11 protein-coding genes are annotated in these 19,333 nt (G+C 31.5%); 1 reads left to right on the plus strand and 10 read right to left on the minus strand.

Annotated features, from left to right (window positions below):
- Positions 1 to 27 precede the first annotated feature (27 nt).
- The 6 genes from VJY32_RS08355 to VJY32_RS08380 all read right to left on the minus strand — a co-directional run bounded on the left by VJY32_RS08355 (position 28) and on the right by VJY32_RS08380 (position 10,987).
- Positions 28 to 1,707, minus strand: coding sequence for a T9SS type A sorting domain-containing protein (locus VJY32_RS08355; RefSeq protein WP_353677456.1), 1,680 nt, complete (start codon positions 1,705 to 1,707; stop codon positions 28 to 30).
- Positions 1,708 to 1,796: 89 nt separating this feature from the next.
- Positions 1,797 to 3,002, minus strand: coding sequence for an IPT/TIG domain-containing protein (locus VJY32_RS08360; RefSeq protein ID WP_353677457.1), 1,206 nt, complete (start codon positions 3,000 to 3,002; stop codon positions 1,797 to 1,799).
- 15 nt (positions 3,003 to 3,017) lie between these two features.
- Positions 3,018 to 3,995: a PorV/PorQ family protein gene (locus tag VJY32_RS08365; RefSeq protein ID WP_353677458.1), complete on the minus strand. Its 978-nt coding sequence runs from the start codon at positions 3,993 to 3,995 to the stop codon at positions 3,018 to 3,020.
- Between the two features lie 29 nt (positions 3,996 to 4,024).
- The gene (locus VJY32_RS08370) at positions 4,025 to 6,217 is read right to left on the minus strand and encodes a hypothetical protein (RefSeq protein ID WP_353677459.1); all 2,193 of its coding nucleotides are present in this window, start codon (positions 6,215 to 6,217) and stop codon (positions 4,025 to 4,027) included.
- Between the two features lie 27 nt (positions 6,218 to 6,244).
- Positions 6,245 to 9,421: a TonB-dependent receptor gene (locus VJY32_RS08375; protein WP_353677460.1), complete on the minus strand. Its 3,177-nt coding sequence runs from the start codon at positions 9,419 to 9,421 to the stop codon at positions 6,245 to 6,247.
- A gap of 27 nt (positions 9,422 to 9,448) precedes the next feature.
- On the minus strand, positions 9,449 to 10,987 hold the full coding sequence (locus VJY32_RS08380; protein WP_353677461.1) for a sodium:solute symporter family transporter: 1,539 nt from the start codon (positions 10,985 to 10,987) through the stop codon (positions 9,449 to 9,451).
- A 518-nt stretch (positions 10,988 to 11,505) separates the two neighbouring features.
- Here VJY32_RS08380 and VJY32_RS08385 point away from each other — a divergent pair.
- Positions 11,506 to 14,406: a CotH kinase family protein gene (locus tag VJY32_RS08385; RefSeq protein ID WP_353677462.1), complete on the plus strand. Its 2,901-nt coding sequence runs from the start codon at positions 11,506 to 11,508 to the stop codon at positions 14,404 to 14,406.
- Between the two features lie 286 nt (positions 14,407 to 14,692).
- Here VJY32_RS08385 and VJY32_RS08390 read toward each other — a convergent pair whose 3' ends face one another.
- The 4 genes from VJY32_RS08390 to VJY32_RS08405 form a co-directional block, all read right to left on the minus strand.
- Positions 14,693 to 15,364 carry a DUF4956 domain-containing protein gene (locus VJY32_RS08390; protein WP_353677463.1) on the minus strand — a complete coding sequence of 224 codons (672 nt, stop codon included), beginning with the start codon at positions 15,362 to 15,364 and terminating at the stop codon, positions 14,693 to 14,695.
- Positions 15,365 to 15,373: 9 nt separating this feature from the next.
- The gene (locus tag VJY32_RS08395; RefSeq protein ID WP_353677464.1) at positions 15,374 to 16,114 is read right to left on the minus strand and encodes a VTC domain-containing protein; all 741 of its coding nucleotides are present in this window, start codon (positions 16,112 to 16,114) and stop codon (positions 15,374 to 15,376) included.
- Between the two features lies 1 nt (position 16,115).
- Positions 16,116 to 17,198: an HlyD family secretion protein gene (locus VJY32_RS08400; protein WP_353677465.1), complete on the minus strand. Its 1,083-nt coding sequence runs from the start codon at positions 17,196 to 17,198 to the stop codon at positions 16,116 to 16,118.
- Positions 17,199 to 17,391: 193 nt separating this feature from the next.
- Positions 17,392 to 19,332: a T9SS type A sorting domain-containing protein gene (locus VJY32_RS08405; protein WP_353677466.1), complete on the minus strand. Its 1,941-nt coding sequence runs from the start codon at positions 19,330 to 19,332 to the stop codon at positions 17,392 to 17,394.
- Position 19,333 lies beyond the last annotated feature (1 nt).

The raw sequence follows: 19,333 nt of genomic DNA on the forward strand, positions 1-19,333 counted from the left end.
CACAGACAAGTATGCATCAATAACTAATTATTTGAGAAGCATCATCTTTCTAGCAACAGTTATATTGCCAGCATTAAGTTGATAGAAATAAACACCACTTGAAAGATTTTGAGCATTAAATTTAACTGTGTAAGTTCCTGCATCTTTTGTTTCGTTTACTAATTCAGCTACTTGATTACCTAAAATATCATAAACTGCAAGTTTTACTTTTTCTGTCTTTGGGATTGAAAATGTAATCTGTGTAGTCGGGTTAAATGGATTGGGATAATTTTGTTCGAGTCTGTAATCTGTAACAATTGGGTGAGATTTTTCTTGCACACCTACTACTAATGGAGCCCCAAGAACTGCAGTTCCAAATAATCTAGGTTCGAGCCATGAATTATCACCATTTTCCAGCCACCATTTATTAATTGATTCACGATGGTCTCCATCATTATCGTTCTGTTGAACTTCAAGACCAATCACAGTGCCTTCAACAGCCGGGATTAATAAATTCTCTAATGGAATTTTAAATTCTACATTATAACCTAAGTCGGTATCAACAATCTTGAATTCAATTCCATCAAATTTTTTCAGTCCTGCTGCGTTTATGTTATTTAGATTCCCGGCTTCATTACCAATAAATTCATGACGGAATGCAAGATGAATATCATCTTTATTATCATAGCTTGCACCTTTACTATTATCTGCATCGAAATATAATTCAACAGCATCTCTTTCCCAGCTATTGTTATGAACATCAATAATGACATCATCATATGCAATGCAAATTCCATAAATATTTTCATCATCATAAGCTAGATAAGTTCTTACAAATGCATCGTGTAAATCATCAGGGAATTTTTCTCCATTGCCATGTGAGTTTTGAGTGATATTATTAAGTTGAGAATAAATTTCGTCCAATTCACCATCTATTGTAATTGTAGTGCCTGCAGGTAATTTTTGAATTTCAAATTTATCACTTACAACTCTATCACTGAGTACTGCAGTTCCAAACAGTCTTGGTTCTAACCATGAGTTATCGCCTTGTTGTAACCACCATTTACTTATGTGTTCACGATGGTCACCGTCATTGTCATTTTGCTGCCATTCAATACCAATTAATGTTCCTGCTACAGGAGGAATTAAAAGATTTTCTAATGGGATTTTAAACTCAAGCCAGTATCCTCCCATTGATGTTGTGTCATCCAGAATTTTAAATTCAATTCCATCAAATTTTGTTAATCCTGCAGCATTAATATTTTTGTTCTGAACATTGGCTGCTTCATTATCAATAAATTCATGACGGAATGCAAGATGAATGTCATCTTTATTATCATAGCTTGCACCTTTACTATTATCTGCATCAGTATAAAACTCTATTGCATCTCTTTCCCATGAATTATTATGCACATCGACAATGATATCATCTTGAGCGTAGAAAAGACCATATAGATTATCATCATCCCACATTAATTTAGAAGCACCAAATAAATCTGCCCAGCTATCTGGCAATTTTTCTCCATTGCCGTATGAGGTCTGTAAATTCCAATCAAGAGTTTTCCATACTGCATCCTGTTTGCCATCAATTACAGGTGCGATTGTTGTTTTAGGAATTTCATAAAGCCAGCCGCCTTTAACTTTTGCAAGCTGACCATTCTGTGCATGTAAAATTCCCGCAGTGAAAACTATAAGAACAAATAATTGTAATAGTTTTTTGATTAACATAAAATAACCTCCCTATTGTTTTTGATTATTTTTTTAATTCAGGATTTTGAATAAAAGATTAATTTCTTAACACTTTTCATTAATTAATTTTATCTTCCTAAATAAGGTGCTCCATTTCTATCCATTCCCATTTTGTAAACTCTAACAGAATCTTTTAAGAGAGTACCTCGATTTAAGTAAACAAACCTGCTATTACCCCAAATAATTTGATCAACTCTTTGAGGTAAAATATTGTCTACATAGAATGGCGTTATTGTATTATCCTTTTCTAAAACAAAGATTGAGTAACTTGGATGATTTTTTAAGCATAGATATATTGAACCATCATTGCTTATTGTAAATGAACTTATATCACAATTACTGAATTCTGGATAACTTTTAATATCAATTATTAATTGTACTTCGCCAAGGTTACCTTTTGAATCAATGATTGGAATTTTATAAAGTGCTGATGAACTTGCTGCATAAACAAAACCATTGTAAACTCGCAATTCAACAATTGTAATTCCGTTAAGCTTTTGTGTAGTAATTATATTTTTATCAGGATTGACTACATAAATTCCATTTGCTTTTGCAGTGTATAAATTCCCTTTATCATCAAAATCTAATCTTGAGGTTACGTTTGGTAGAGTTACATATTTTTCAGTTTTCCATGCAGAAACATCCATGCGGTGAATATCTGTTTTATCAATTGGAATATAGAGATATCCTCCGGGTCCAAATTTCAGGTCAGTAATTCTTGCAAAGTCGTTGCTTAATTGAGGTGACTGAGTAATTTCCCTTCCATCGAATTTAAGTACATATCGGCGTGTTGCGATAAATAAATTTTCTTGCTTATCAACTTCTACAGCAAATAAATTATAAATATAGTTACTGAAATTACCATAGCGAATTACAGGTTGTTCTAATTTATAATTAATAATTTTTGCAGTACCAAGTGCATTAGGATTAAGGACACTTATATGAATAGGTTTGCCATATTTATCATCTGCTAAAGCAGGTCTATAAATTACAATTCTATCAGAAGAAATATTTTTAATCTTAGCCGGTTTTCCACCTATATAAACCCATGTTGTATCGCCTCCGCCAGTCGCAAAATCACTTCCTGCAATAATAATTTCACGAACACCAGCAATAGCAGAATCTTTAGGAATAACTCCTGTTACAACAGGGCTTTTTGAATATGTTTTATTCGGGTCATTTATTAAGCTCGGTTCCTCGTACTTGGTGCAGGCAAATACAAATGATAAAACAAAAAATATAGTTAGATATTTGATAAAAAATTTTCTTTTCATGATTTCACCTTCTATTTACAATGAAAAACGTGCTGTAAATCTTTGAACATTATTAAATACCCCAAATGGTGTATAAGCATAATCGAACTGGATGCCGAACGAAGAAATTCCCACTCCAAATGATACATTATTTTCATAGTTGCCAAAGATATAACCACCACGAAGTGAAAAAACATTCATGAAGTTATATTCCATACCAATCTTTAACTGTTCAGGATGTGAACGAGGATGTGTTGAATCGAGAGTAATAATTAACGACTGATTTTTTGTACCAATGTCAACAAAATCAAACAGATTGGCTGAGATACCTACTGTAAAAATTAATGGTAATTGAAAACCTTCTTCTTCGAATTTTATTTCAGAAGAAAAATTTCGAACTGACATACCAAATGCAAGGCTCTTAAAGCCAGTTTTATAGACAGTGCCAAAATCATATGCAATTGCTTTGGCTTTATTTTCTTTTATCTTTGTTGAATTTCCATCCGGAACAATACTTTCACCTAAAGATTGAACTGCATACCTAATTTGTGCACCAACTCCAAATTTATCATTTAACATTTTCGCATAACCAATACCAACTGCATAGGCTGATGGTTTAAGTATTTTTGTATCAATATAACCTTGTTCATTATTGGCAACGATTGTCCCTTCTACTTCACCGTAATCAACTGATTGAAAACTCAATCCAATTACACCATAATCTCCATAAAAAGGAGATATAATTATACTTGCCGAAATATGCTGTATATCCGCAATCCACTTATTCACACTAAAATTAGAGCTGATGAAATTAGGCATTTCGGCCATACTTGCCGGATTATGAAACAATGCTCCAGAATATCCTGAAAAAGAATTTACAGCCTCTCCCATTGCACTTGAACGAGCATCAGAAGTGACATTGAGAAAATTAAAGCCTGTTTGAGCTAATTTTACCTGGCCGAAAGAGAGTGTTGTAATGAATAAACTAAAAAGTATTAAATATAATTTTCTCACGATTATTTCTCCTCTTCAAAATTTTATAATCATCTTATAACTATAAACTTTTTGTATGTGTTATCACCTCTTCTAAAAATTATATTGCCCGAATCATCATAAATATCCTCTGTGACCTCAAAGTGAGCAATATACAATCCGCTGACAACAAGTTGTCTTGATGATGTTAATGAATGCCAGAGTTCATCACCGCTTCCATTAACATGGTCGATAGTTTCAATTAAATCTCCTGATTCTGTATAGATTCTAATTTTGCATTTAGGTGGAAGCCCATAGAACGCAATTCGATCCGGTGTATCAAGACCAAATTGAAGTTCTCTTGCTCTAATATTGTAAGGATTAGGAACAATCCTGATTCCTGAAAGATTATTTCCTGGAGGACGAGTTAAAAATGCTTCTCGATTTGTCATTGTATAATATTTACTGCTTACGAGAGGGACCCCTGGTTGAATATTGTTTGTAGAGCCATCATCTTTAGTTTGAATATAATAGAAGTAATTGAAACCGCGCTTTGCTGTCTTATCTTCAAATGTATTTACAACATTGTTTTTATCACATTCAAAGATCAATGAAAATGTTGTGTCGGTTCTGCCTTCTGCACGATAAATTCTATAGCCGTTAAAGTTTGGCCAGGTCTCTGCACTCTTAGACCACTTAAGTATTATTCTATCTCCACCAGAGTAAACATAAAATTGGTCTGGCGGTGGAGGTGGTTGTGGTATATTGTAATTACTTTTGAAATTTGCTATTGCTCTTCTAAATGCTTGAAATAAAGAATCTTTGCCGGTAAATACCCATGTATTTTTGTAAACATTACGGTCTGAGGTCTCTGTACCATTTGGAAGAATATAAGGTGGAGTTCTATTAAACCATTTATTAACTACTTCTCTATTTTTTACTCTGTCAATACCAGCAACAGCCTCAGCAATAACAATTCTCACACTGTCACCTGGTGCAATATTATAAGGACCAAATCCTAATGTAGCTGAATAACCACCAGCATCACTGCCCCAAGTATTTGCGAATGCAGTAGGCCAGCCTGTTTGAGGGTCTTTTCCAATTTCTTCGGCATGAGTTTTAGGTGGATGCCCACCTTTCAAAAATTCATTATACTTTCTTGTCATTAAATTTTCATTGTATTGGTCTGCAGGTTGAACAGGACTGTCAGAACCAGTATATATTGTTGTGATAAGTTTATCGGGGTCATTAGATTTATCTTGTGGTGATTTATCGGCGTGCAATACAACTACTCCAGCAAAATTTGTCCCGGCCATAATAGAACCATCTGTATGCCGCGGCAATCCAATATCTTCAGCTATGCCTGGCGAGCCAGACATAGGACCATAATATGACCATATTGCTTTAAAACCTTCCGGGTTAGGATGATTTGGGTCATGACCTATTGCATCATTAATTGTATTTCTCCCCCATGATGTTGAACCTGGTGCCCAGCCATTTAAATATGATTCACCTGCAAAAGCATATCTAAATTCCCAGAAAAATATCACATCTGTTAATGTTTTAGGCTGGTCAACTTTAACCAATCTTGGTGTTGGTTGAGAATTGTCTACTACAATGCCTGTATTCTTAAAAACATATTCATATATGATATAGTTATCGTGATATTGTTGTGAAAATGAAAGAATTTTTCTTGAAATTGTAATTCCAATATCTGTATGAACTTTATTTACTATCATTCTGTCGCATGGTAAATCCGGGTCAATTTTATCTAATTCGTCATCATAATCTCTGTAAGAAGCACTTGCATCGTCAACATAAACTGCAGGATGATCATATTTCCCTATTAGAGAAAATTCTTCTGAATAAACATCACTTCCAAGATAAATTTCTCTTGGTCCAATACAGAGAACTTTATAAGGAAATGTTTTACCCTTCAAGTTATCTACCATTTCTGTAAAATTTGTTGTGCCAATCCATAATGCCTTTGAAACATTTACACCTTTATTTCGTGTGTATTCAGAAGGCCATATTAAGCCATCCATCTGGTCAACATTGAGGAAACCTGATCGGCCTCTTCTGCCATATTCTACCTCGGCACCTGCACTGGAAATCCAATGACGAAGTGATGATGTAGAAAGCCATTTAACTTCCTGTTGTTGAGGACCCTCAATTTGTGCATATGTCACTTTATTAAAAAACATCATGAATACTATGTAAAGTGACAATCTTATTAATGCAGTAACTAAATTTTTCTTTATCATAACTCTATCACCTCTGATTTTCAATTTTTATAGATTAAATGAAATATTAATACCAAAGAATACCTGTCGTGGATTCAAAAAGTTGAAGGAAGTATTATTAGGCATATCTATATATGCTTTATCATCAAGAATTTTTTTCATTCTTCCGCTGTCAACTTCGGACCAAGCACCATTTACAAAGTTCATATATTTTTTATTTGTTTTATCATAATAAATCACAGAAGGATTTGGGTCTTTTACATCAGCTAAGTTTCCTATTTGTTCAATTGGTTGATAGGGAACTCCTTCTTTGCGATAATCACCTACACGGTCATTTCCTGGAATGTTATCATATGCAGGACTTTCAGGTAAATGTAATGATTGTAAATAGAACATCTGGTCAAAGCCATCATAAAAACCTGCCCCAGATAATCTTTTTATATTAAACACATTTCTTACATCAAGTAATAATGTTATTCTGAATTGCTTGATATCAAAAGTTTTGCTCAACAATAAATCAACATTGTAATAATCTGTCACCTGAACATTATTAATAATTTCACGAATGTTGTTAGGATTATAAGTTATAAACTCACCAGCTCTCCATTCAGCTAAAATATTCAGTGTCAAATCTCCAAAAGGTTTTAAACCTGCAAAGTCTGGTCCAAAATCTTTTGGTGTAAAGAATGTTAAACTTGCATTTGCACGAGGTTGCGGAACGGGTTTTTGTTGATATAAAATAATTGTGTTCTGGTCAATTAATTTTTGCTGACTTGGGTCTTCATTTATAGTTTGTTTACCGAAAGCTCCTCTTGTATTAACTTGATAGGTGTAATTAATAAACCCACGAACCCAGTTGCCTCCTGTTTTCTTTAAAGAAACTTCTAGACCACGAATATCTTCATAGCTATTGTTATTCGCTCTAAAGTAACCAATTCCTTTTCTATCACTAACATATTGAGTATAGGCTTGTTGATTACTTATATCATTATAAAAAGCAGCAATCTGTAACAGATAGGACCCAAAAAGAACATGGTCATAACCTAATTCATATGAAATTGTTTTTGCTTGAGATAAATTTGGGTCTCCATAATTTAACATATTACCTGATGCTGCTCTGCCAATTCTAAATATTTCTTCATATGCCGGAATTTGTTTGAAATGACCATAATTGAAATACAATTTTGAATTCTCTGTAATTGGGTGAGATATACCTAAGCGTGGACTTAAAGCAATATCAATTTTTGCTTTCTTTTTTGGATAATCTTTATTTGGATTATAACTTGATGAGAAGAATGATTTATCGAATGGATCAACATCATACCACTCTGTATTGGGATTACTCAAATCCATTCTGACACCTACATTGGCAATAAATCCCAGCATTTCGATTTTATCCTGAACATAAGCAGATAAACGATATGGTTTCCATCTTTCTTTTACATAATTGATATCATTGAAAAATAAGTTTACTGAACCATAATCCAGATTTAAATTATAGTATGAAAATTCAATTCCTGTTTTAATTAAATGTTCTCTTGTAACTTGACTGCTCAGATCTGCTTTAACGACATAAGAATAAAGTTTACTTGAATCTCTGATTGTAGAAGAATGCCCACCGAAGAACATACCTGTCAAACCAGTCTTAGGTGCACTATCAAAACCAAATGGTGCTTCATCAACAAAATATCCCGGAACAATCTCATATTTTTTAGTAGTATCTCTTTGACGGATTGGTCCAGTTAAATAACGACGTGCAACATGTTCAAAACTAATTTCATAAAAAGTTGAAGAAGAAATAAAGTTTGTAAGTTTACCGGATAATGTAAAATGTCCAACAACGGCCTGACTATACCAGGAATCTGTAAAAATTCTGCTTGGCCTTTGTTCATTTGTAATTTCAGCAATTTTATATGGAGTTCTCATATAATCTGTAGGATTCCAGAACTGAACCCCATTAATTCCCCATTGAGGATTATTAAACTGATTATCATCCCTGTTTAACGCTACATTATAAGATTTACCAGTAGTAGCATTTATCATCAACTTAGAATTCTGAGATAAATCTGAATTAAGTTTTAGAGACCAGTTATATTCTAAATAGTCAGGACGACTAAGCGGTATCAATAACATTTCTCTTTCATATCTAAAACTTGTAAAGAATCTCAGATTGCCAAGTGATTTTCCTATTAATGGTACAGGTCCTCCAAAACTTCCATCTATATTATAATCTGGAGCAATGGTTGGTCTTCTTCTTCTTTCCCACATCCAAACTTTTTGTGCAGCTGCCGGTGATAAATCATTTGTTGGGTCATCATCACTAAGCAATTTTTGGGATATTGCATTCCAGCCTTCAAAACGCGGATATTGCCTTTGTGTATACAAATCCCAAGCTCCACTTTGTGTACCTGTCCAGCATACTGCTGGGTCAAGATATGGTTTGTTCCACATCGAATTGGGGTCAAAAACTGAAATGCCAAAATGTTTTGGAGTTGGCGGGCTATATTTAACCTGCATTGCTCCATAATAATTAGTTAAGCTGCCCTCTCTTGCAATTATGTTAATTATACCTGAACGAACCTGTCCATACTCTGCATTAAATCCTCCTCTTTCAATTGATACTTCTTGAATTGAACTTAAGGCTACTGATGCTATTGGTTTATTATTTCTCGGGTCTCTTAAAGTTACTCCATCAAGTTGAAAAAGCAATTGGTCAGCTGAACCACCTCTAACTACAAGACCTTCTTCAATACCAGCTTGTAATCCAATTACATCATTCAATGATGTAACAGGCAAAGTTTGAATTTCATCTGGACGAACTGCTACAACACTTGTAGATACATCTTGTTTGACTAATTTTCTTTCTGCTGTAATAGTAATGCTTCCAAGTTCAATTGCTTCTGAAGCCATTTCAATATCTACAGTAGATGTTTGATCTATACGAACTTCAATATCAGAAACCGTTACTGTAGCATACCCCACCATACTTGCTACAATTGTCTGATTGCCCGGCGGAACATGCAGTATTACATAATATCCATTCAAATCAGTTGTTGCACCTAATGTTGTTCCTTTAACTACTACATTTACTCCAACGAGAGGTTCTTTTGTTTCTTTATCAATTATTCGTCCTGTAATTTTTCCTGTGGTACCAGGAAATACAATTTGAACAGACATCAGAATTATTATTATTGTTATCAATATTCTGTATTTCTTTAATCTCATCTCTTAAACTCCTTTTTATTTATCTTTCTAAATACTTATTATTTCAAAGAATCCTATTATTGCCAAGTAAACTGGAAGAGCAAGCAATATTTTTTTATCAGGCTTGCTTTTAAGAATTTTATTGGAAACCAACCCCCAGTTGATTTTATTGAGGAAAAACAAAGCAGCTGTACAGAATAGAAAAATGATAATTGTAAACTGAAGAAAATTAAAAGCTGTAAACCACTTGAGTATTACGCTACTATTATCATTCTCATAAAATAATTCATTGATAAATTTATAAATGATTAAAAATGAACTTAAACACAATATTACAAAAGATGTTCTTCCATTTATTCTTTCTGCTAATAATCCAATTATTAAGAAAGCAGATACAATCGCTGAGATATAAAAAAGCAAGTGAATTAATTTAAAATAAAGTTGCAGACTATTCGGTTTTGATACTGGAATTAGTAAAATTGCAACTAGAAGCAAAATTATAATTGTTATTCTTCCGACTAATACAAGTTCTCTATCTGAGGTATCTTTCTTAATAGTTTTATAAAAATCATATGTTATTAAACTTGAAGTGCTATTGAAAAAATTGGCAAATGTAGATGTTAATGCAAAAACAAGAGATAAAATTATACTTGATTGAAGCAATTCTGGTACAATACCTTTGAAAAAATTTTTAAGTATATATTCATGAGTATAATCTTTCCAGACATCAAAAATTAAATATAGTGGCAAAGAAAAAATTAAGACTGGAACGAATTGAAATATAATTGAGACAAATGAAGATTTTTTCGCTTGATTGATATTTTTTGCACTTAATGATTTTTGAACTATAATCTGGTCTGAACATATAAACCAGAATCCGATAATTGCAATGCTGATTAATGCTTCAAATGAAATTAATGATTGATTGAATTTGGGTGCTGCTGATGCAATAAATTCACTTAAGTTAAATTTTGTTTGAGTTTGTGTGATAAGCCATATTGTAAAATAAACAGTAACTATAGTAATAAATAAAACATGAATGGCACTTACAATAATTTCTGTTTTCAAGCCCCCAATTATTAAATATATACTCGTTATTACTAAAAAGAAAAGAAGTGAAAAGTAGGGGTCTAATTCTGTAAGGGTAGAAATTAAAATACTACCAGCAATCAAAGATAAAATCAATCTAATTCCAACATTCGATAGAATTAACAGAAGTGAAATAAAGTATCTGCATGAGCGTCCATATATTCTCTCAAAAAATTCTGAGATTGTTTTGATTTTTAATTTACTATAAACCGGTATGATAAATTTGCCTAAGATGTAAAATAGTATTGATGAAATAATTCCATAAAGAAAAACTAATTTTATAGAAAATCCTTCTAAAGTATATCCAAGAGCATAAGGGCTTATTAATGCTGAAGTCAGAAAAGACAAACCGAGTATAAACCAATTAATATTTTTCTCAGCAAAGAAATATCGTGATGAACTCATTTCCTTGCTTATAGAAAGGTAAACACTTAAGGAGATGAGTATAAGCGGATAAAAAATAAATAAAATAAATCCTGTCATCGATAATTCTAACAAAAATTTTCCCTTAAATTTTGCCCGAAAGCTTATAAATAGGTTTCAATGATTATACCAGCAGGAATGACATGCTTAATTAGTTGACTAAAACGATTAACTATTGAGAAACTTATTTAAATTGATAAAACCACAATACATTAGTTAAATCAAATTGATAAAATATTTCATTTGATTAGTGCTTTATGAATAATTAAAAAATCAAATAGAAAATTTTATTTATTACATCTAAAATTTTTCATAAAGTATTTTTATCAGTTTTATATATCATGCGAATACAAACTTTATCAGATTGATATAATTATAAATTCTTATGCATAAAATTTCATAAATAATTTAGTTATAAAATCAGGCACAATCATTGCCAGTAAGTAAATCATCATGTGATCTATTATCTGATTCAATAAAAAAATACTTTCATGCACTCCCCAATCGCCTGTGACTAAAAAATGTAAATAAGAAATTAGTTGCAGGCGATTTATTTTTGTAAATTGTTACAGAGAATATTACTCGAGTGGAAAATGAAATATAGAAGCATATGGTTTGTACTTTTTTTCATAATAGTGATTTCAGAAAATTTTATCATTAGTTCATTTTTAAGAGCTCAAGAAATCAATCAACCAAAAAAGCCAGAGTTTTCAATTCCTCGTGGATTTTATGAAAAAAGTTTTGATGTTGTGGTCAGTTCTCCAGAATCCGGGACACAAATTAAATATACACTTGATGGTTCAGACCCCATAACCTCTTCAACTGCAATTACTAAAATTTCTCCCGTAACTATTCGAATAGACCCTGAAAGTACAGAAGGAAATCGCGGCAAAACACCTGGAGTTGTTCTAAGAGCTAATAGTTTTCGCAATAATTCTTTTAGTGAAACTGTTACACATACTTATTTGTTCATTAACAAAATTGCAGAACTATCACCCGAAGGAAAAAAACCTGGACCCAATTGGCCGGAACCTACTCGTTCGGCAAATCCACAATTTATAGATTATGGATTAGCATCAGATGTTCTTAATAATCCTAAATACAAAGATTTAATTGACGATGCTTTTTTATCAATTCCAACTATTTCTATTGTTACCGATTTATCAAATTTATTTGACCTACAAACTGGAATTTACATGAATGCAATGCAGGATGGAATAGATTGGGAAAGACCTGCTTCAATTGAGTTAATTTATCCAGATGGAACTAAAGGATTTCAAATTAATGCAGGGATTAGAATTCGTGGTGGATGGAGTCGTCACGGAGATAATCCTAAACATGCATTTCGATTATTTTTTAGAAAAGAATACGGCAAAGGGAAATTAGAATATCCATTATTCGATGATGAAGGTGCTGCAGAGTTTGATAAAATTGATTTGCGAACAAGCCAAAATTATTCATGGAGTTATCCAGGTCATTTAAGCCAATATAATACAATGAACCGAGATGTTTTTTCACGCGACCTTCAAAGAGAAACCGGCCAGCCTTATACCCGCAGCAGATATTATCATCTTTACTTTAATGGTGTGTATTGGGGATTATATCAATCTCAAGAAAGAGCAGAAGCAAACTTTGCTGAAAGTTATCTTGGAGGAAAAGAAGAAGATTATGATGTAATAAAACCAGGGGACAACAATCATCAAGTTGAAGCTACCGATGGAAATATGGATGCATACGAAGAAATATGGAAAATGTGTTTGAAAGGTTTTAGTGCTAATGAAAATTATTTTAAATTGCTCGGCAGAAATCCCGACGACAGTCGAAATCCATCATACAAAGTTTTAGTTGATGTTGATAACCTCATCGATTTCATGTTGAACATTTTTTATACCGGAAATTTTGACAGTCCCACTTCTAAGTTTGGCGGCGATAATTTGCCTAATAACTTTTTCTGCATTTATAATCGCAATGGTGAATCTGGCTTTAAATTTTTAATTCATGATGCAGAACATATATTAAGAACAACAGCTGGTGAAGGACCTGGCATTGGTCTTTATGAAAACCGTGTATCGATAAATATGAATGTAACAAGTCTTGGTGGATTTCATCCCCAATGGCTTCATTATAAACTTACAAGCAACAAAGAGTATCGAACTCGTTTTTCTGATCATGTTTATAAACATTTTTTTAATGAAGGATGTATGACTCCTCAAAAGGCAACTGATTTATTTCTTGTACGTGCTAAAGAAATTGAAATGGCAATAATTGCAGAATCTGCAAGGTGGGGAAATACAACTCGAACACCATCATACACAAAAGATGATTGGCAATGGGCTATTAATGACATTGTAAATAATTATTTTCCTTATCGCACCAATATAGTATTAAATCAATTAAAAGCTGCAAATCTATATCCTAATATTAATCCGCCTATTTTCAAAAATAATAACAATGAAATTACTTCAACTTATTTAACTGTAAAACCCAATTATAAAATAAAATTGTTGAACTCAAATAATTCAAAAGGAACGATTAAATATACACTCGACGGAAGCGATCCAAGATTAATTGGTGGAAATGTATCAGGCTCTGCAATTGATGGGGGCAACGAAGCAGAATTAGAAATAAACTCGACAACCGTAATTAAAGCTCGAATATTAGACGGCACAACATGGAGTGCTCTTCATGAACTTACATTGTTTGCTGACAATAATTTTAGTAATCTTAAATTAACTGAAATACATTATCATCCTATTGATAACGATACAATTAATGATGATGAATATGAATTTATCGAACTAAAAAATATTGGCACTGCACCAATCAATTTATCAAATGCTTATTTTTCTTCCGGGATAAATTACACTTTTCCTTCCAACTCTGTAATAGAACCAAATAAGTTTATTGTATTAGCTTCCAATCGAAAGGAATTTAATAATCGTTATGGTTTTTATCCTTATGATGAATACAAGGGAAAATTAGATAACGGCGGCGAAACTTTAACACTTTTATCAGCAGCAAATGATACAATTTTTTCTGTTACTTATGATGATGTTTATCCCTGGTCTGTTGAAGCCGATGGACAGGGTTACTCCCTTGTTGCAAATGAAATAAATTCATCAGGAAATATGAATAACCCTGCATACTGGAGAAAATCATATTCACTTCATGGCTCACCAGGAAAAGATGATTTGCCAACTTCAGTTAATGATTTTACAAACTCTATAAAATTTGACTTTGAACTTTATCAAAATTATCCAAATCCTTTTAATATGTCTACAAAAGTTGTGTATGAACTTCCAAAAGATGGAGTGGTTAAGCTTTGTGTTTATGATATCTTAGGAAGAGAAATAAAGGTATTGGCAAATAAATTTCAATATGCAGGGAAATACACTGTCAATTTATCAATGAATGAATTTGTTAGCGGAATATATTTTTATCAACTAAAATTTGAGAATAAAATTATCACTAAAAAAATGATGCTTATTAAATAAACTGTGGCATCGATGTGTTTTTTGTTTCTCGCAGATTTATGCTGGTTCTATCTGCTGTCATCTGCAATAATTTGCGTTTATCTTCGTGAAACTATTTCCCGCATATTATTTTTCACAACATCTTGTGTCCATAATTTTTTAGCACACCGATTACACTGATAAAACAAGATTTTCTCAGATTTTATCTGGCGGTCATCTGTCTAATCTGTGTCGTCTGTGTTCATATACCTATTTATTTTTTTTGCACACAAGACTTTTACAAAATTTGATTTGGTTCTACAATTTTTTATGAATTATGTCTATCAAAATACAAATTCAATTTTTGCAAACCCTTTATTTTCTGAAGTTCATCAATTATCAATTTACTGTCAATATTTTTTCTTACTAGAAGATAAAATGTATATTCAATTATTCCCTCTGGTGTTGAACGAATATTAATTGTCTCATAACTTCTGCAATATTTCAAAAGTATTTCAGAAAATTTTTCTCCTAATGGCTCTTCATTTGAATAAGAAAATTGAAGCATATATTGATTAGAAAGAAAGAACTTGAAGTTTGCCTTTGAAAATAAAATTAGAATAACTCCAATCATTAGTGTGCCAACAATTGCTAATTTATGATAACCAACCCCAGCTGCCATTCCAATAGCTAATCCCAAAAAAATATAAACTATATCAACAGTATCTTTAATTGCCGTTCTAAAACGAATTATTGATAACGCGCCAACCAATCCAAAAGCACGGGCAAGATTATTACCAATTACCATTATAACAACAGATGTAATAACAGACAAATAAATTATCGAATGAACAAAACTTTCTGAATAACCAGGACCTTTATATGTGAATCGATAAATTAATGATATAATAAAACTGCATATCAGGCTAATTAAAATATTGCTTATTATTTCTGCAAGTGTTGGTGAAAAAACACTTACAGATTGTAAATTTTCAAGCATTCCTCTCTCTCAAACAGAATGTATGTTAATTTTGTTTTTTAAATGATTATCAATTGATAAAGCATATTTTGAAATTGCTTCTTTCCTTAAATTATATTTATTAATAACTCTTGGTATCCAAATTGGTAATGTTTTAAAATATTTTATCTCCAGAATAAAATGCTCAGGAAAAATTAGCTCTGATTCATCATTATTAAATAAAGCATTAAAAGTATGTGTCAAAAAACTTCTTAAGTTCATATCAAAAGTAAGTCTTAAGCCTGAACCATATTTGCACTCAAATGCTTCTCTTTCATAAATAACATTGATTATTGGTTTTAATTTATTATTGGTATAATAGAAGAAAAAATTCTTTGCAGCTTCAATTCGTCTCTCGTATTCAATTGTATGATTTCCAATTCTGGATAAATCAAAGTAATTTAAAAAATCATTCAAATCAGAATAAAGAATCGGAACTCTATCTTTTGAAACATAATTTTCATTTTTTCTTTTTATTTCTATAAATACTTTTACATCTTCTGTTAATTCATTATATCCTCTAATTCTAAATTTATTACGAATTTTAATACCAGATAATTTTTCGTAATACGTTGTTAGTTCCGGAGTATCCAGATAAATACTTCTTACAGTATATTGTTTTAATGGTCTTTTTTCGGAATAATAATCATATCGAAGATATGGCAATATATCTTCTTTCAATTCTTCTTTTAATTTCAGCGGGACAAGATATTTAAATTCAACTCTTGGCATTTTATGAACTCAGCAATCTTTGAATGTATTCAATTAAAGATATTTCTTTTATTTGTAATAAAGTTTCAAGTACCATGCCAGACAAAAGCTTTCCATTTCTATTATCTAATTTAATTGAAATAAAAACAACCTGTTGATTATTAATTAATTTTATCTCTTTATTTATGAAAACTATTTGTCCCTCATAATAATTACTATCAATTTGAAGCTTAATTGTATTTCCATTTTTTAAAAACTGCAGGTCAGAAATTTTTACAGGTGTGTGAAGAATTACTTCTCTATCATTAATCAAGGTCATCAATGTATCTTGAGAAAAAGCATTTAGAAGAGCTCCTGAAATGGGCGAGGTTATTGTTAAATCATTTTTTCTTTTTTTAAGAAAGTTCAATCTTGATTCAAGTGCAGAAATCTGGGACTTAAGCAATTTTATATCTTCTAATTTTACTCCTGTAGAAATATTTTCAAGTTGTGCTTTATAAATTTTTTTTTCTATTTCAAGTAAGTCAAGAATCCATTTTTGTGTTTCATAATCCTGTTGTGATATTAAATATTTGTCGTATAAAGATTTACTTCTATTAAATAAAATTCTTTGTTCATTTATTTTTTCATCTACATAATTTAATCTACTTTGTGCTTCTTTAATTAAAGCTTCCTTCTGCCCTGTGCTTTGTGAAATTAAATTTGCTTTTGCAATATTTAATTCTCCTTCGACAGTTACTAATCTATCTTCAACTTCACTTGAATAGATTGATAAAATAGTATCTCCTTTATTAAAGAATTTCTTTTCTTTAGGATTAAAAAAATATTTCAAAGAAATGAACTCACCACGCTCAAATTGATTAAGATTATATTGAACAGTTAAGCCACTTTCATAATCAATCATGTTCGAAATTAATTGACCATTTGTACCTCTAATTAACAGCCATTTTTCTTTAGGAAATACTTCACTTAATGTTTTGATTGTTAAGTTTGGTTTTATTAATAAATTTAACAGAAAAAATGTTAGAATAGTAATTAGGATTATAGGAATTAGAAAATGTTTTTTAGAAGTGTAAATCATGTAATGTTCTTTATAATCTCGCAATAAATATTTTCACTCCAAAAATAGTCAATAATATTATTGTAAGCATAACATAATTTAATCCATTATCAAAATACTAAGTAAAAAATTTCCGAAATATTGTTTTAAGAAAATCAGACTCTACTTAGTGCAGTTATCAGGCTGTCTAAAAAAATTAGAACACTGATTTTACAGATTATCACAGATTATATAAAAATTATTTAATGAGTGTCATTTTCTTAATTAATAGATAATTCTCAAATTGCAATTTGTAGAAATAAACGCTGCTTGATAATCTGCTCCCGTCAAATTTAACTTCGTAGGTTCCTGGAGTTTTTGGTTCATTGACAAGTATAGCAACTTCATTACCTAAAACATCATATACTTTTAAAGAGATTGGGTTCAATACCTCAACATTTGATGGAATTGAATATCTTATTGTTGTAACTGGATTAAATGGATTAGGATAATTTTGATATAATTCAAAATCGGTAATTTTATAATTATCATATTCTTCTTTTACAGAAACATAATTTCCTGGTTCAATTAAAATATATTGAACTGAACGGCTTGGTGAAGTAAATTTAATTTCACCTGAAGAAGTATAAGCTAAAGCAGGAATGTCTTCGAGATTATCAAGAGGTCCCCATGCTGCTCCAGTTGGTCCATTGCCATTAACATAAACATATTGTGAAAAATCCGCATTATCAGTTCCACCTGTTAATGAATAGATATAATATTTTTCACCAAATCCATAATTATTTGGTAAAATATTTACAACATATTCGTTCTTTGTTTTATTAATCACAACAACGCCGAGATGACCGGAACTAAAAGTTGTAGCATAAGCAAGAACATCTTTACTTCCTGTTACTGATGTTTTAATTGAATGGTCGCCTGTAAACTTTTGCAGATAATAGATGTAATAAAAATCTGGTCGCGGATTCCACTTTGGTATTTGAGAATTATTTCCTCTATAAAACATTCCATCGCTTTCCCAGTTTACAAGAAGCCATCGACAGGTCATTCCATAATTTTGTTTAATCCATTCATTAAATAAAATAACTGCCTGCATCCCATTTATAATTGATGTTTTTCCCAAATCAGAGCCAGATTGGTCCATATTCCACTCAGTAATTGCAATTGGTTTAGGAAAAGCATTTTTCTTTGCAATATCTTGAGTAATAAAATCCATCATTTGTTTTGGAACAATAGATGCAACATCAAGGAGTGATTTAGCATTTGCTCCGCTTCCGAAATAATTGTGAATAACATAAAAATCTGCAGCATCTCCAACTTCCTTAAAAAATCCTTCGTTCCATTTTCTATCAGCAATATTCCAGCTATTAGTTCCATCGTAATGAAGAATTTGTCCCCCTATATAAATTGTATTATCTCTTTCAGCTGCAGCAGCTCTCATTGAATCTGCAAAGATTTTAAAGTGTTTCCCATATAATTCACCTGTTATAATTTCAGGTTGATTATCTTTATTTAATACTGTATCAATTTTCCATCCAGCTTCCCAGGGTCCTCCATTTTCGTTACCAATTTCCCAGAATTTTGTACGGCCGTCATCATATCTTACCCATTCAGCAGCATAATGAGCTGCTTGTGCAACCGGATCAGTTCCTGTTCCATAACGCGCATAACCATAATTTATTGTAATTAATCCTTCGGTTCCTAATTGGTCTCGTAAATTGTAATAATTATCAACTGTAGTTGGCCAACTATTTTTTCCAAACTGCGGTGTAAATGTAACCCATTTACTTTGATTTCCATCCCAGACAGTTGGTGGAATATTTTCAGCTTTTCCATCCCAGAAAAAAATATCAGACCAGCTTCCTCCAGGATAACGAATTAATGTTGGAGAAAGTAATTGCACATTTCTAATAAATACTGGATCTCTTAACGGGTCATTTCCAATCCATGCTGCAAGTGCATTTCCAAAAATATATTTTGAAACCTTGCCAATTGTATCTGCTGCATTTAATGTTATTGTTATCGAAGGTGATGATGACGGTTTCTCAGCATTTTCAAAGGGTGGAATTGATGCATATTTCAATTCAAAATCTTCAAGAAAACAGTTTGGACTTCGTTGTGCATTGATTAGTAATGATTGAAAAATTAATAGCAGATAAATTTTTTTTACTATATTCATT

This window comes from Rosettibacter primus, from assembly GCF_036860675.1.
GTDB classification, from domain to species: Bacteria; Bacteroidota; Ignavibacteria; order Ignavibacteriales; family Melioribacteraceae; genus Rosettibacter; species Rosettibacter primus.